16 protein-coding genes, 1 pseudogene and 1 riboswitch are annotated in these 15,203 nt (G+C 54.7%); of the genes and pseudogenes, 5 read left to right on the top strand and 12 right to left on the bottom strand.

All coding sequences use genetic code 11. The features are described 5' to 3' along the window. Positions 1-807: 807 nt before the first annotated feature. The 3 genes and pseudogenes from H4J77_RS20400 to H4J77_RS11740 all read left to right on the top strand — a co-directional run. Positions 808-945, top strand: a pseudogene (locus tag H4J77_RS20400) ((2Fe-2S)-binding protein); the annotation flags it as partial. A 57-nt stretch (positions 946-1,002) separates the two neighbouring features. After that, a complete protein-coding gene (locus H4J77_RS11745) occupies positions 1,003-2,019 on the top strand; it encodes a class I SAM-dependent methyltransferase (protein ID WP_123887725.1) in 1,017 nt (338 codons plus the stop codon). 37 nt (positions 2,020-2,056) lie between these two features. Further along, positions 2,057-2,175: riboswitch (yybP-ykoY riboswitch) on the top strand. 89 nt (positions 2,176-2,264) lie between these two features. Next, the gene (locus H4J77_RS11740; protein WP_235869586.1) at positions 2,265-2,837 is read left to right on the top strand and encodes a TMEM165/GDT1 family protein; all 573 of its coding nucleotides are present in this window, start codon (positions 2,265-2,267) and stop codon (positions 2,835-2,837) included. Between the two features lie 19 nt (positions 2,838-2,856). On the opposite strand, the gene H4J77_RS11735 is transcribed toward H4J77_RS11740, so the two are convergent. The 7 genes from H4J77_RS11735 to H4J77_RS11705 all read right to left on the bottom strand — a co-directional run bounded on the left by H4J77_RS11735 (position 2,857) and on the right by H4J77_RS11705 (position 9,490). Further along, a complete protein-coding gene (locus H4J77_RS11735; protein ID WP_123887727.1) occupies positions 2,857-3,801 on the bottom strand; it encodes a diguanylate cyclase in 945 nt (314 codons plus the stop codon). Between the two features lie 185 nt (positions 3,802-3,986). Further along, the gene (locus tag H4J77_RS11730; protein WP_123887728.1) at positions 3,987-5,285 is read right to left on the bottom strand and encodes a homocitrate synthase; all 1,299 of its coding nucleotides are present in this window, start codon (positions 5,283-5,285) and stop codon (positions 3,987-3,989) included. Positions 5,286-5,392: 107 nt separating this feature from the next. Continuing rightward, on the bottom strand, positions 5,393-5,989 hold the full coding sequence (locus H4J77_RS19770; RefSeq protein ID WP_218565685.1) for an STAS/SEC14 domain-containing protein: 597 nt from the start codon (positions 5,987-5,989) through the stop codon (positions 5,393-5,395). A 100-nt stretch (positions 5,990-6,089) separates the two neighbouring features. Further along, positions 6,090-7,118, bottom strand: coding sequence for an ArsA family ATPase (locus H4J77_RS11720; RefSeq protein WP_218565684.1), 1,029 nt, complete (start codon positions 7,116-7,118; stop codon positions 6,090-6,092). Between the two features lie 6 nt (positions 7,119-7,124). Next, positions 7,125-7,409 carry a cory-CC-star protein gene (locus H4J77_RS11715; RefSeq protein WP_123887729.1) on the bottom strand — a complete coding sequence of 95 codons (285 nt, stop codon included), beginning with the start codon at positions 7,407-7,409 and terminating at the stop codon, positions 7,125-7,127. Then, positions 7,399-9,081, bottom strand: a complete 1,683-nt coding sequence (locus tag H4J77_RS11710) for a carbon starvation protein A (protein WP_123887730.1) — start codon at positions 9,079-9,081, stop codon at positions 7,399-7,401. The genes H4J77_RS11715 and H4J77_RS11710 overlap by 11 nt, the downstream gene beginning before the upstream one ends. A gap of 157 nt (positions 9,082-9,238) precedes the next feature. Then, positions 9,239-9,490 carry a DUF1272 domain-containing protein gene (locus H4J77_RS11705; protein ID WP_123887731.1) on the bottom strand — a complete coding sequence of 84 codons (252 nt, stop codon included), beginning with the start codon at positions 9,488-9,490 and terminating at the stop codon, positions 9,239-9,241. A gap of 182 nt (positions 9,491-9,672) precedes the next feature. On the opposite strand from H4J77_RS11705, the gene H4J77_RS11700 reads away from it, so the two are divergent. Beyond that, complete coding sequence (locus tag H4J77_RS11700; RefSeq protein ID WP_123887732.1) at positions 9,673-10,317, top strand: DsbA family oxidoreductase; 645 nt, start codon at positions 9,673-9,675, stop codon at positions 10,315-10,317. Between the two features lie 14 nt (positions 10,318-10,331). Here H4J77_RS11700 and H4J77_RS11695 read toward each other — a convergent pair whose 3' ends face one another. Beyond that, positions 10,332-10,766, bottom strand: a complete 435-nt coding sequence (locus H4J77_RS11695) for a GFA family protein (protein WP_123887733.1) — start codon at positions 10,764-10,766, stop codon at positions 10,332-10,334. A gap of 56 nt (positions 10,767-10,822) precedes the next feature. Beyond that, complete coding sequence (locus H4J77_RS11690) at positions 10,823-11,344, bottom strand: hypothetical protein (RefSeq protein ID WP_123887734.1); 522 nt, start codon at positions 11,342-11,344, stop codon at positions 10,823-10,825. A gap of 399 nt (positions 11,345-11,743) precedes the next feature. On the opposite strand from H4J77_RS11690, the gene chrA reads away from it, so the two are divergent. Further along, a complete protein-coding gene (chrA, locus tag H4J77_RS11685; protein ID WP_123887735.1) occupies positions 11,744-13,096 on the top strand; it encodes a chromate efflux transporter in 1,353 nt (450 codons plus the stop codon). A 39-nt stretch (positions 13,097-13,135) separates the two neighbouring features. Here chrA and H4J77_RS11680 read toward each other — a convergent pair whose 3' ends face one another. The 3 genes from H4J77_RS11680 to H4J77_RS11670 form a co-directional block, all read right to left on the bottom strand. Continuing rightward, positions 13,136-13,795, bottom strand: coding sequence for a 7-cyano-7-deazaguanine/7-aminomethyl-7-deazaguanine transporter (locus H4J77_RS11680; protein ID WP_123887736.1), 660 nt, complete (start codon positions 13,793-13,795; stop codon positions 13,136-13,138). 219 nt (positions 13,796-14,014) lie between these two features. Further along, on the bottom strand, positions 14,015-14,821 hold the full coding sequence (locus tag H4J77_RS11675; protein WP_158611216.1) for a M48 family metallopeptidase: 807 nt from the start codon (positions 14,819-14,821) through the stop codon (positions 14,015-14,017). Positions 14,822-14,880: 59 nt separating this feature from the next. Further along, the gene (locus tag H4J77_RS11670) at positions 14,881-15,012 is read right to left on the bottom strand and encodes an entericidin A/B family lipoprotein (RefSeq protein WP_123887737.1); all 132 of its coding nucleotides are present in this window, start codon (positions 15,010-15,012) and stop codon (positions 14,881-14,883) included. Positions 15,013-15,203: the final 191 nt, after the last annotated feature.

Below are 15,203 nucleotides of genomic sequence, written 5' to 3'. Positions count from 1 at the left end.
GCAAGCTGAGGCCTTGGGCATGACTAACTTGAATGGTGGCACGCTCTGCAACGCTGAGTTCGGAATAAGACATAGGGCAGCACCGTACCGGAAAGGTCAGGTGTTGCACTCAGTTTTTGCCGCCGCCTACAGAAAGTAACTACGAAAAGCTTCACATCTATAGAATTATGTTTGATGAAAGCACTGTTGCTACTTCAACAGTTATTGCAAAATTTATCAACCAAACATTTCATATGGAGAACGATTATATTTACCAGCTTAATCCGAGACGCTATCAAATGGTGCCGCAGTATGTAATTGATGAGTGCGACAAAGCTGTTTTCGAGATTCAGTGATTTAGCCTGTCTTGACTCAAGCAATATCGGTGAAAGCACCTATATTTTATGATTTGATTGCTTGTGACGCTGTCGATCTTGCTGGTTTACCAAAAATAGACTGCTTTTATCTTGCCAGCTTGCTCGCGCTTGCATGTATTTTGTTGCCCGGTGAACCTCGAACATCTTAGTGTCTTGTGTCAATCCTCTGAGCGGATTAAGCGGGCTGGAAATTCTATAGGTGTCAATGTGTGGTGAAATATCTGTCAATCCACGGTCTCAATACACTTGATTCAGTATTTAGGATTGACTGGTTATTGACTGTCAATCTTCGCAGCCAAAAAAGGGGCCATGTCCCTTTGATTTCGTGCATTTAGAGCGTGTCAATGCGATTTTATAGATGATGATACGGAATATTATTGGCCGGACGATCCGTTGCAGGCCGAGCCCACCAGACGCGCAAAGCCGCGCAAGTAAATATTCCCCTGGCGTTCGCCGTACCTGCTGCTTTTACTATCGGGCCAGCAGCCCGATTGAGTACTGCGCCGCCTGTCCTTTGTTGCGCGGAAAAAGCACTAGTTTGCTGACGTTGCTGCACCCTTGTTATGTGCTTGATCAATCGTCTGGTTGACCCGCTTGTCGCTGTGCTTACAATGCCCACTTTGCGCAGACCGCCCCGGAGTAGACGATGGACAACACCAGCCAGATTCTTGAACGTAGTGCCGAGTTGTTTAGCGGCCAGCGCCTGCTGCTGGTCAATCCCGCAGCAGATACCCTGACTCGTAGTCTGGCGGCGGACTGGACGCTATGGAGCTGGGATTTTTCGGTCGCGCACGGCCTGGCCAACCAGTTGCCTGCAGACAAGCTGGTATTTTCTCACCTGTGCCCTGCGGTGGATGCGCTGGATGCTGCCATTCTGGTGATGCCCAAGGCGATAGAGCGGGCGGAATACGCGTTGGCGCAGATGGCACCGTTGCTGGCCGCTGGTAAGCCGCTTTATCTGGTGGGTGAGAAGAAAGGCGGGGTCACGCGTGCCGAGCGATTGTTGAGCCAGTTCGGCGCGCGGCCGGAAAAGCTCGATTCGGCGCGGCATTGTCAGCTGTGGCGCGTCGTCGTTGACCGGGTCGCAAAACCCTTCAATCTGCAAGACTGGCAACAGCATTACACGCTGGAATTGGCTGACCAGAAGATTGACTTGCTCAGTCTGCCCGGCGTATTCAGCCACGGCCGGCTGGACGAGGGTAGCGAGTTGCTGCTTGAAGAGCATTCAGCGTTGCGCGGCAAGGTGCTGGATTTCGGCTGCGGTTCCGGCGTGCTTTCTATCGCGTTGGCTCGTCGCAACCCGGATTGTCAGTTTGAGCTGGTGGATGTTGATGCGCTGGCCATTTATTGCGCCGAGCAATCGCTCAAACTCAATGACGTTGAGGCGCAGGTTTATGCCTCTGATGGGTTGAGTGAAGTGCACGGTCGTTATACGTCGGTTATCAGCAACCCGCCGTTTCATACCGGCATCCGCCAGGACACCAGTATCGCTGAGCGCTTTTTCAGTCAGGTGACGCGTAATTTGCAGCCACGCGGTGAGTTACGGATTGTGGCCAACGGTTTCCTGCGTTACCCGCCATTGATCGAGCAGCATATTGGTCCCTGTCAGGTGTTACGCGAGAACAACCGCTTCAAGGTCTACTCTGCGGTGGTGCCGGGCTGATTTGTAGTTGCCTGGTGTTGGCGATACTGGTAAATTTGCTGCTGTCTTAGGGGAGTAGTCTCTCCGGAAGCCTGTCTTCCATTGGCGAACGTCAACATAATTGATCCGCAGATCATGGCGTTCGCAAACCTCAGTCGCCTGGCGCGACACGGGTTTGACGAGACCTATGACATACGAACACCAGCCGAGGGCGGGGGTGTCTGTATGTCATTGGTATGTCTGACCCGCCCTCCTTTGGAACCTCCGTGGAAGCTTTTTTTGTATCAACCGGGATTGTCTCGCTGGCAGAGATCGGCGACAAAACCCAACTGCTGGCGCTCTTGCTGGCTGCCCGTTTTCGTCGTCCCTGGCCCATTATCTGGGGCATTCTTGTTGCTACCGTGGTCAACCATGCCCTTGCCGGTGCGGTGGGACAGGTGGTGGCCGATATGCTCAGTTCGCAATGGCAGCACGGCCTGCTGGCAATCTCCTTTCTGGCTGTGGCGGCCTGGACGTTGGTGCCGGATAAACTGGATGAAGACGAGGCGCCACCGATAGGAAAATACGGCGCCTTCATGGCAACCCTGGTGGCATTTTTCCTTGCTGAAATGGGCGACAAGACACAAATTGCGACTGTGGTTCTGGCCGCGCAGTTTGATGCCTACATCTGGGTGGTAATGGGTACGACGCTGGGTATGCTACTGGCTAATGTGCCGGTAGTGTTATTGGGCAACGCGGCGGCCGACAAGTTGCCGCTGGCCTGGATTCGCCGGGTAACGGCGTTCGCCTTCCTGTTGCTGGGTCTGTACGCCGCCTGGTTGTTTATTCAGGCAGGTTGAAGGGCGAGCTGGACTCGTATCAATCGAGTCCGCACACCGCACGATTACGGCCTCTTTGCTTGGCCAGATACAGGTTGCGATCCACCGCGTCGATAAAGGCGCGGGGATCGTCTTTCTGGCTTGGTACTATGCTGCCCAACCCCATGCTGATGGTCAGTATCTGGCTGACCTCTGAGGCATTATGTGCGATCTGTTCCTTGAAGATCAGATTACGGCAGCGCTCGGCGACCAGCTCTGCAGCATGAGCGTCGGTTTCAGGTAACACCAGAATGAACTCTTCTCCGCCATAGCGAGCGAAAAAATCCCGTGAGCGAGCCGCGGCAGTATTCAGTGCCTTGGCTACCCGCTTGAGGCTATCATCACCTTTGATGTGTCCATAATGATCGTTGTATTGCTTGAAGTAGTCGATATCTATCATGACTACCGACAATGGCTGGCCTGTGCGCCGGGCGTTCGTCCACTCCAGCTGTAAAATAGAGTCAAACATGCGGCGGTTGGCAACGCCGGTTAGGCCATCCTTGAATGAAAGCTCTTCCAGTTCCTTCTGCAGGTTGAGTAGCTTTTCTTCGTTCTTTTTGCGCTCACTGATATCGAACATGAAGCCAATCAGCGATTCGACTTCGCCGTCGTCGTTGCGAACCACATGCACGACATCACGGATCCAGACATAGTTGCCGTCGCTCGTTAGCGCTCGGTAGTCGGCCTCATGGTCAATGCCGGACTGGGATTGAGACACGCAGAAGTTGACTACCCACTCGCGATCTTCGGGGTGCATGCGATCAGACCAGTCGTTCACGCTCAGCCAGCTATCCTGGGACCAGCCCAGCAGTGATTCTATCTGCGGGCCGATATAGGCAAATGCCATGGTTTCCCAATCAATTTTCCAGGGAATGGCCTTGGTCGATTCCAGCAGTGTTTTATAAACCGCGCTGTCCTGCTCTATCTCTCGGGCTATGTCTTTCATAATCCTTCAACTCTGTTTGTTGACGTGCCAGAGTGCAGGGCTCAGCCATTTCCTTGGCATTCAGGGCTGATCCGCTACGGGCAAGATCACTGTTGCGAACTGTGCGTTAGCGCACGGAATCACTATAACCTTTTGTTTTAGACCCTGATCGGGGTGGTTGTAAAGCCCGACATGCAGGATATTGCTCAGGCTTGGCCGCCGGCACGTTGATATAAGGCCATCAACTGTGTTGGTTCATCGTAGACAATACGCTCGCCGGCACGCAGTTCACGTCGCATGAGACGCACCATTTGCTCCAGCACCTCGGCCGAGAAAACACTGGAAGGCCGCCCGGTCACCTCGCTCAAACGCCCGGCTATCACGTCTGGATCGCTTACCACCGGGCAGATACGATAGCCGTAGCTACCGCCGATAGCCTCGGGTACCAGGTCCATGAAGCGGTCCGGGCGTTGGCGGAAAAAACTCAATGGCAGGCGATAGGCATTGTGGCCCAGGATCGGCAGATCATCCGGAACCTGTTGCTCCTCATCCATGATTTGCAAGCTGGTTGCCAAAGGCATCAGTTGATCCAGCTGGTAGTTGCTCTGCATGTGCTGGTTACCGACGCGCACCAGATTGGCGATGAGCTCACCCAGTGACGCATGGCCAATAATGGCTGCACGCTTGGGCAGGCCTCCCCAGGCACCGTCGGCGCCTCTTAGCAGCGCTTCCAGTACTGAGGCATTTTCAAAACCGCCGCCTGCGTGCATGTGCACCAGCAACTTCAATGGCGGGGGAATGACGCAACGAATAGCCTCGACGAAGGCGCCAACCTGAAAGGGCAGGTAGGTACCACGATCGTCTTCGATGCTGATGCCTTCTATGGGTTGCTGGGCCAGCATGGCGAAAACGGCGCAGGCGCTGTCCGGGTTTTCAGCCAGTGCGTCGCAGCCATCCACTACGTTGATCAGTATCCGTGGGGCGCCGCCATGATCTCCGCGGATATTTTCCTGTAGCCATTGAATGCTGGCAGGCAAACTCCGCAGCAAGGTAACCATGTCGTATTGCCCCGCCATGCCGTCTTTGCTCAGGTAGATCTCGTGCAGTGTGTTGGGTACCGCGTAGTCGCGTAGCTTGAGCATGGAGGCAGACGGGGTGAAGTGACCCTGCGCATCCACCAGGCCGATATCGGTAAAGGCGTAACAACCGGTGGTGTCGATGTGGTGATCACGCAGGTAAAGCATAAAGTCGTCGTCGACTTCTAGCTCGTCGGGCATTGAGTAGTCGAGGGTGCCGAGCAGGATTTTATCGAAACCAAACGCACGTATTTTCGGCAGAATCGCCAGCTTGTCCGCCAGCGTTTGCCCAACGCGCGCACCAACTGGATTTTCTCTCAGGGATAGATCGATGAAGAAGGGGGTTAGTGCGCGCAGTTGCTCTATTTTGTCTTGTGCGCCAGTGAGAATGGAATCTATCTTGTTTTTAGTAGCGGGGTTCAGTGCCATGTTTGATCCTGTCCTTGGATGATCTTTTGCACTGTATAGCATGTTTACATGTCAGCTTCGAGTTAGCTCACGCAGTGGGGAGCGCTATCGGTTATGGCCGTATTTACTCAAGTGTCCAAGATCCAGCGCTGGGCATCTGCCAATTGGTCAAAACCAAAGGATTTGATTTCGGCTGCGACAAGGTGTGATCCCAGCGTCTCTGCCACATTACCCAGGTTGGAGTCGCTGGTAACGGCAATGCGCTTAATCTTGCGGTGGTGATCCTGGATGAAGGTAAGGTGTGAAATCATGGCGCTGAGGGAGTCCCAGCCCGGGAATGAGTGGACATGAATAATCATGCCATTTAAGCCGCCGTGTAGTTCGATGAAAGGGTCAACAGCGGCGCGTACGCGGCGGAAATCCTCTTCGCTCAGAGTGCCCTGTGGTTCCAATACAACAATGGCGTTCTCGGGATCAAGCGTAATGCTGAGCATGCGGCTATCCTCGTTTTGGTTTCGGCGGATCTGGCCGCCGTCGGTAGTGTCTTCAAAGGCCTCGGCACTGAGCTGCTGCTGGATGCTTGAGGAAAAATTCATGACCCAGCGGTTGTAGGGATTTATTCGACCACCTTGGTAATCCAGTTGCTCACTGCTGTGGTAATGAATGCTGTAGCGCTTGGCTGAGTACGGAATCTCGATGGTAGCTTGATAATCGCGTAGCTGCATCCTGGCATGAATCAGCCCCGGCGCTATTAGCTCGCGTACTTCATGGCTGTTCCCTTTCAGTAGATTGTGTCTGCGCGCTGTGCCACGGGCCTAACGTAATTTAGAACCCCTGCGCGGCTAATTGTTCGGCAATCTGCTGCAGTATTTCTATCCCCTGTACGTCGGTTTCCAGCCAGGGCAGTTGTGGACGTGGCAAATGGCCCAATTCCTGATCTATACGTTGCAGGTAGGTTGCTTCCTGCTCACGTCGGCGTTGCAAAAAATGGCCGTCTGCGGTGTCAGGTATTACCCGGTTGACCAGCGCTGCAACCACCGGAATATCGACAGACTGCAGCGTGCTGATTGCCCGCGCTGTCTCCAGTATAGGCAAGCGTTCTGGTGTCAGTACAAAAAGGAACCCGCTTTGCTGGTGGTCCTTTAGCACCCGTCTGGCCTGATGGAACAAGCGTCGCCGACTAAGTAGCGTTTCGGCGACATCGCGGGTTTTGCGATCAAACTCGCTTAGCGCATCATCTTGTGGGTTATCAAAGGGGCTATCGATATCGCGGCCACGCTTGGGCGTCAGATGCTGCAGCACTTTGCCCAGTTCTTCGGATTTTCGATTATGGCTCAGCAGGCCATCAGTCCAGGCGGCCATGGCTTCAGGTAGCGTGAGCAGGCGCAAGGTGTGGCCGGTGGGTGCAGTATCAAAAATGATCACGTCGTAATCAGGTTGCGGGCTATTGATTAGACGAGCGATGCGCTCGAGTAGCGCAGCTTCCTGCGTGCCTGGAGATTGACGGGTCAATTTGAGCTGCCTTTCCAGCTCCGGCAGCATTTCGGCACTGGCGAACTGACGCATCTGCGCAGTGACTCGCGCCAGATGTGCTTCCACCTCAGCGTCCGGGTCTATCTCCATCGCGTCGAGGTTGAGCATTAGTCGACGCGGGTGGTCGTTTAGTTGAGTCGCAAAGACATCGCCCAGGCTATGGGCCGGGTCAGTGGAAACGATCAAGCAGCGTTTGCCGCGCGTTGCTGCCAGCACTGCCAGGGCGGCGGAAACGGTGGTTTTACCAACTCCGCCTTTACCGCCCACCCAAATCAGGCGGCGGTCAAGCAGATCAAAGCGTGGGGGTGTAATAACAGGCACTCCAGATTAGCAGCAGCGGAAATGGTCCAAGGGCGAGTGTTCCATACCCATACGCCGATGCCAGTCATGGAAGCGCTGCAGCAATAGCGGTTGCAGCTCCAGGGTGTAATAGCTGGCCGGGTTGGGTACGCCCATCATTTCCGAGAAGACCAGCAGCATAAAGAGATCATCTTCATCACGCCTGGCACGGGCGATGGCGCCGCGATAGCGAGTACTGTACGTCTCCTCAAGAAAAAAGCGCGCCTTACCAAACCAGGCGCGCCACTCTCCGGCTTTCTGATCACGTGGCATTGTTGTCCTCGGTGGCAGCCAGTGCGCGATGGCGCTTCAGGGCCGAGGCACACTCCATGGCAACCAGGATGGCGGCAATCAACACCACAATATCCAGAAACAGCAGGAAGTAGTTTTCCTGCTCATAAAAAGTGCGCAATTGAGTGACCAGGGCAACGACGGTCATGATCAGCAGGAAGCACAGTGGTGCCAGCGTGTACCACATGGGGCGTCTGAGGTGCACCAGCATCACGGTGATGACCAGTAGCGTTAGCCCGGCGAGCAGCTGATTGGTGGTGCCGAATAATGGCCAGATGATCATCCCGCCGGATCCGTCGGCACCTGCGCCAAAGGCCAGTAGCATGCAGCTACCAACGGCCAGCAGGGTGGCAACCAGTGGTTTTTTCATCCACTCCTGATTATAAATTTCGCCCCACTCCTGGAAAATATAGCGCTGCAGGCGTAGGCCGGTATCCATGGTCGTGCCAGCGAAGAGTGCAGCCATCACAGTCAGCAGAGTTGCAGCAGTCACCTGCGGTAAGCCCAGGCCGTTATGGATGATATAGGCGCCGCCCTCAACGAAGGCGGTCACGCCACCCTGGCCGAAGGCTGAATACATCGCTTGCCAATCCGTCAGGCTAGCGAAGCCAGCTGTGGCGACCAGTATCGCCGCGAGGGACAGGCAGCCCTCGCCGATGGCGCCAAAGTAACCGACAAAACGGGCATCGGTTTCCTTGTTTAGCTGCTTGGAGGTGGTGCCGGATGCGACCAGGCCATGGAAGCCGGAGATAGCACCGCAGGCGATAGTCACAAAGAGCAACGGTATTATCGAAGGTGTTCCGGGTGGCACGGCGTCGTTGAACATGGGCGCAACCATGGTCGGATTCAGCAGCAGGATGGCGCCGTAAAGGATCAACAAACCAACAAAGAGTTGCAGGCCGTTAATGTAATCGCGCGGTTGTAGCAGCATCCAGACGGGCAGAATAGATGCGACACCCGCGTAAACAAACAACAGCACAATCCAGACTGCGTTGCCTGATATACCAGCTACTTCTGCTGGCATTTGAATAGGTACGGAGGGGCCGGCGAAGATCAATGCATAGAGCGCCACCACGCCGATGACCGATACGCTAACCAGGTTGATAATGCGCCGGTAAATCAACTGGCCAACTATCAGGGCTACGCCAATCGCCCCCCACACGGGTAGCACCGCAGTCGGGAATTTCATCATGAGCTTGGCGATGACAACGGCGAATACCGCGTTGACCATCAGCAGTACCAGGAAGATGACGATCATGAATATGCTGCGAGCGCGCTTACCCACTACATCGCCGGTCAGCGAGCCGACCGAGCGCGCTCTGTTGCGCACGCTGGCCCAGATGGCACCCATATCGTGAACGCCAGCGAAGAAAATGGTCCCGCATACCACCCACATAAAGGCGGGCGCCCAGCCCCAGATAACGGCGATGGCTGGGCCGACAATAGGGGCAGCGCCGGCTACGGAGGTGAAGTGGTGGCCCCAGAGTACGAATTTGTTGGTGGGTACAAAGTCGATACCATCTTCAAATTCGTGCGCTGGTGTTAGAAAGTCAGGATCCAGCCGGTAGATTTTTTCCGCAATGAACTTGGAGTAGATGAAGTACCCCAGCGTCATTATGGCTAACCCCACCAACAACAGTATTACAGCGCTCATGCAAGACTCCCGTTTTTTTATTTTGACGGAAATGGGCGAACCAAGCGTTTACAGTCTCGATTAACTATAGACGAGGCGATCCTGAAGGGTAGCGGGCTACGAGAATTAAAACGATGGCTCTGTGACTAAAGTCTAAAATCGTGGTTATGAGCGGTATTCACGATACGTTGCCACAGGGCTTTTGGTCTCTAACGATTCGGGTAGTTGCGGCTGGGTTTGCCGCTAGCAGTGCTGCAGGACGGGTCGGGCGTGCGACAAGACCGCCGCCACAATTGGGACAGAGCCATCGCAACCGGTGTTTGGCGCATTCGCGGCAAAAAGTGCATTCAAAGGAGCAGATAAGTGCATCTGTCGCACTGGGCGGCAGATCCTTGTTGCAACACTCGCAGCTAGGGCGTAGTTCCAGCATGGCAAATACCGTTCAGATGAACTCAGTGCAGTAGACAGCAGTCTAGCTGTGTAACGCGTTTGTATTCACCAGACTTTTCGTTCAGGCATTCGCACGCACGTATCAAGCCTGGTTAAAGGTGAAAGCCGCCACTGGGGCGTGTACGCTATGGCCATTAACAATGACTCGGAGTGAGACAGTTCATGACTAATTTACATGTTGATATCGTATCTGATATCGCCTGCCCCTGGTGTGCTATCGGTTATGCTCGCCTGGAACAAGCCATGGCTACTCTTGCCGGTGAGCTGGAGCTGGATATTGAATGGCACGCCTTTGAGTTGAACCCCAATCCTGAGAGCAAACCGCAACCCATTCTGCAGGCTTTGAGCCGTAAATATGGCCGTAGCGAAGCAGAAATGGAAGCGGCTCAGGCCAATATGATAGAGGTTGCCACGGGGCTGGGTTTGAATTTCAGCAAAATGCAGGAGCGCTATACCGCCAATACGTTCAATGGCCATCGATTGGTCAAATGGGCGGCAGAGCAGGGCAAGCAGACCGCGATGAAGCAGGCGCTGTTTGATGCCTATTTTGGCCATGCAGAAAATGTAGAAGATACCGAAGTGTTGCTGCGCTGCGTGGAATCCATTGGATTGGATACCGAGGCTGCGCAGCAGGTTTTGGACTCCGACGCCTTTGCTGATGCTGTACGCAGTGACGAAGCGCGTTATCAGCAGGCGGGTGTCTCGTCAGTACCTGCTTTTATCGTGAACAATCAGTACCTGATTTCCGGCGCGCAGGAGCCAGCCTATCTGGTTGAGGCCTTGCGCGAGATTGCGCAGCAGAAATAGGCGGGCCCCCCGGCCTAATCGGCTGTTTTTCTGACCGCTGCTTCATTACCCGGCCAGCCGGGGTACTGAGGCAAGTCATCAGTAATCTGGTGCCAGCTCGCTTTATTGTCGGTAAAGATATGTGCCTGTGGCTGCGCATCGGTCAAGCCTTCCAGGGCGCCCAATGGAATGCCCAGAACCTGCGGGCGGTCACGATATGTACTAATCAGAGGTGAGCCGCAGGTACGGCAAAAGTAGCGGGTGACGTTGTCCGACGAGTCGAAGCGCGACAGTTGATTTTCACCGCTGAGCCATTGGAACTGATCGATATGGATGGACGCTCGGGTGCGGAAGGCGGCGCCATGCCAACGTCGGCACTTGCTGCAATGGCAGTTGAAAATAGGGCCCAGCGACCCCGTTATGCGATATTGCACTGCTTCGCAGAGGCACTTGCCATGTATTGCGCTCATAGCCTGCTCCTTTTCCATGATGTGGGCTAATTGATCAATTTTCTCCAGCTGGCTTTCTAGGCCTTGGCGATAGGATTATCTTGTGCAGTAAGTCGCCGCTCCGCTTCACTTGCAGCCAGACGCAGCACTACTTCCTGTTGGAATGCGGCCGAGGGTTCAACTCTGTTGGGCGGGAATAGCATGGCGTAGCCGTTACGCAGCAACGCCAGCGGCGTGAAAATCAGTCCAAAAGGTATACCCCACCAGCCAGCCAGTAACGACAATCCGAAATCGCTTCCCTGTTTTTTTAGTGCACAGGTGCGGCAGCATAGGAGGGTATGACTGCCATGCCGGGTAAACAGTACGAACGACATGACGTAGTGGGACTTGTAAAGATCAATACCGCCGCGTTTATCGCATTGGGGGCAAGGTCCGCGAAACAGGGTCTGAGCTGCACGTACGCGATCTGCTTCCGGCATACTCGCCGCCAGCATCACTACCTGGCCTTGCGCTAAGCAGTCCTTGTTGCAGAAGCGAAAGCCCTCTTGGTGGACCCCGCCCAGCAGAATGGTTTTTTTGCAGTATGCACAACTTGCCATCGTTTTTATCCTTGTTGATTGGCTGTCTGAGGCTTTGATCTTGTTATGCTTTTGTAATGACCGGACGCTATCGAGAACAGTTATTCGCACGCCTACACTTCATGCTCGCAGCAGAATCACCATTGTGGTTCTGCAATCGGTGCGCGCGAATGCCGGCAACAGGCCGGGTCAGTAGATAGCAGGAAGGCAACGTGTCGGGGCATCCATGCCGCAAGGAAGGGCCGCGAGGCAGTGCCTGCGTTAGCAGAATAATGCCTGCGGTCAGGCGTTTCGCCTAGCCCAAAATAGGGTTTTTAATATTGCAATGATGTTGCAACCTTCGCTTGTCATACTCAGGTATTGAGTTAACCCGTTTGAATATATCCTTATGATAAGCGCCCAACAGCAGTGCCAGAGAAGATGACTGACAAGCAGGCATTGGCCGCACCAGCCGCTGCAGCACCCGCTGCGCCTTTCTATCAAGCCATGCTGTTCTGGTTGAAACTGGGCTTCATCAGTTTCGGTGGCCCGGCTGGACAAATTGCGCTCATGCATGAAGAGCTGGTTGATAAGCGCCGCTGGATTTCCGAGCGGCGTTTTCTGCATGCGCTCAATTACTGCATGATGCTGCCTGGCCCGGAGGCGCAGCAGCTTGCTACTTATCTGGGGTGGTTGCTTCACCGTACCTGGGGCGGTGTTGTGGCCGGTTTGTTGTTTATCTTGCCTTCGCTGGTCCTGCTGATTCTGCTGGCCTGGGTGTATATCGCTTATGGCGATTTGCCCTGGGTGGCGGGGGTGTTTTACGGCATTAAACCGGCGATTACCGTGGTGGTGTTTCAGGCGGCCTGGCGCATTGGTGGGCGCGTACTGAAGAACCACTGGTTGTGGGCGATTGCGCTGAGCGCCTTTGTGGCGATTTTTGTGTTGCGGCTGCCGTTTCCACTAATTGTCCTGGGAGCAGGTGTGGTCGGATATCTCGGCGGACGGCTGCGGCCCGAGCTCTTTCAGCCGGGTGGGGCAATGCCAGTGCAACCGCTGGATCACAGGCCGGCGCTAATTGATGACGCGACGCCAACGCCCGAACATGCACGGTTCAAGTGGTCCTCACTGTTGTGCTTGCTGGTAGTTGGTGCGCTGCTCTGGTTGCTGCCGATGGCACTATTGATCGCCTGCTATGGCTGGGGTGGTGAGCTGACGCAGATGGGCTGGTTTTTCACCAAGACGGCGCTGTTGACCTTCGGTGGCGCATACGCTGTGCTGCCCTACGTTTTTCAGGGCGCAGTTGAACAGCATGGCTGGGTCACGCCGGCGCAAATGATTGATGGGTTGGCACTGGGTGAAAGCACGCCCGGGCCGCTTATTATGGTGGTGACCTTCGTGGCTTTTGTTGGTGGCTATGTGTTGCAGGTGTTTGGTCAGGAACAAGCTTTTCTGGCGGGCGTCACAGCAGCCATATTGGTCACCTGGTTCACCTTTTTGCCGTCGTTCCTGTTCATCCTTGGCGGCGGGCCGTTGGTTGAGTCGACTCACAACAAGCTGTCATTCACGGCCCCGTTGACCGGCGTAACGGCGGCAGTTGTGGGTGTTATCGTTAATCTTGCCTTGTTTTTTGCCTGGCACGTATTTTGGCCAGAGGGATTCACTAGTGGCCTTGATGTTGGCTCTCTGGTGATTGCGGGCGTGGCAATCCTGCTGTTGTTTGCTGCAAAGTGGTCGGTATTGAAGACGTTGGCTTGTTGCGCGCTAATGGGGCTGTTGATTAGCCTCTGGTAGCCGCGCTCTGCTGAACGCGGCGTCCTACTTGGGCGGCGTCTATCGGGATGCTGTAATAGTGGCTGGCCCGGTAAAGCGGCGCATTAACGCTTTGAGCAAAACGCCATATAGTGGCAAAAACAGTAGCAGGCTGATGCCGAGCTTGATGGCGTAATCGATGGTCGCAATCTCGACCCAGTGGGTAGCCATAAACTCGTTGCTGCTGCGCCAGAAGGCGACCGAGAAGAACGCGAAGGTGTCAGCCAGGTTGCCCAGTACCGTCGATAGACTGGGCGCAATCCACCAGCGTTTGGATTGGCGCAGTCGGTCGAATACCTGGATATCCAGCAATTGGCCGATCACGTAAGCGACAAAGCTGGCCAGCGATATGCGCAGCACGAAATCATTAAACGAGAGCAGTGACTCAACGCCGCGATAACTGCCTTCCTGAAATAACACCGATATGGCGTAAGAAACCACCAGTGCGGGCAGCATGACGCGGGCTATCACCTTGCGCGCAGCGCTTTTACCCAGCAGGCGCACGGTTAAATCGGTGGCGAGAAAGATAAAGGGAAAGCTAAAGGCACCCCAGGTTGTGTGGTAGCCGAATAGGGTGATGGGCAACTGCACCAGATAATTGCTGGCAATAATAATGGCAATATGGAAAGCGATCAGCAACGCCAAGGCTTGCCGCCGGCGCGCGGAGGGGAGGGTCGTCATCTTGTATCCTTTTTACGGGTTCGGAAGCCGCTGCCTCCGCCGTTGTTTGTAAATGGGGTTAGGGAACCCATGCTGGTCGGAATGACCTTGAGCGGCGCATATTCTAATGATTTCTCAATAGACAGCCAGAATTTTCCCTGACAACAGATGAACGGCGTCTTACGAAATCGTATTTAGGCGTCAGAAGGCCGGGCGCCCTTGGGAGCCCGGCGACAGCCTTTACTTATTGGCCCGGTACAGAGGCTCGACGCTTGGCGCAGCGGCGCGCAGTGCTTCTATACGGCCAGCAGAGGAGGGGTGAGTGCTCATGAATGCGGGCGGCGCACCCTGCGAAGCAGCTGACATTTTCTGCCACAGGCTAACCGCTGCATCCGGGTTGTAGCCTGCGCGCGCTGCCAGTTCAAGACCGATTAGGTCAGCTTCGCTCTCATTGCTGCGGCTATTGGGTAATGTCAGGCCATATTGAACCGCCATCTGAGCGGCTTGTTGGCTGCCAGAACCCAAGCCGAGCAACGCACCTGCCAGCTGCGTGCCCATTTGTGTGGCGTAGGCACGTGACATAGCCTCGCGGCCATGCTCGCGCAGGGCGTGAGCAATCTCGTGGCCCATGATTTGGGCGATTTCGTCATCGGTTAGATTGAGCTGGTCGATAATGCCCGAGTAGAACAGGATCTTGCCGCCGGGTGCACAGCTGGCATTAAGCATGTCATCCTTGATCAGATTCACCTCCCAGTCCCATTGCGCCGCATCGGGACGAAAGTAAGTGGCTTCTGCTGTCAGGTCGTCGGCTATTTTGCGCAGTCGACGAACGGTCGCGGCATTAGTGTTCAACACCCCGGCCTTCTTGGCTTCCGCCAAGGTCTCGTCATATGACTTGGCTGCCATCTCATTCACTTCTTCACTCGACAGACCGCTCATCATGTACTGGGTTCGGTTTACCCCTACATTACCGCCTTGGGTGGTTTGTACGCTTTGGCAACCTGTTACGGCTATAACCCCTACACACAGCAGAAAACGCAATCGCATGGTTCTTTAATCCTTGGAGGAACTGGGCGTGGCGAATGACCGCCACGCTGCTTTGGTTCTTATCGATCAGCAGAGTTTTCTATGCCGTCGCCTACCTTTTGCACATCCTTGCCAAATCCCTCAACCGTATTGCAGCCAGAGAGAACAGCTAGACCGAACAGTGTTGCTATGATCACAAGCGTCTTTTTCATTACGTTGTATCTCCAGGATTATCGGATGCAAATAAGAACCCGAATCTTTAATTTAGCAGAGCAGCAGGCAGTACTTGAATAATTTATGCAACTGATGGCTGGCCGGGCTAAGGTGAATTGAGGCGGGAACGGCGATGCCTAATCACGGTGAAGCGCGCGGTTGTATTTTGACTATTATCAGTTTCAGGCAA

The sequence above is a fragment of the Pseudomonas sp. 5Ae-yellow genome, from assembly GCF_014077575.1.
Classification (GTDB): Bacteria; Pseudomonadota; Gammaproteobacteria; order Pseudomonadales; family Pseudomonadaceae; genus Halopseudomonas; species Halopseudomonas neustonica.
This window is presented reverse-complemented; position numbering and strand designations above follow the sequence as displayed.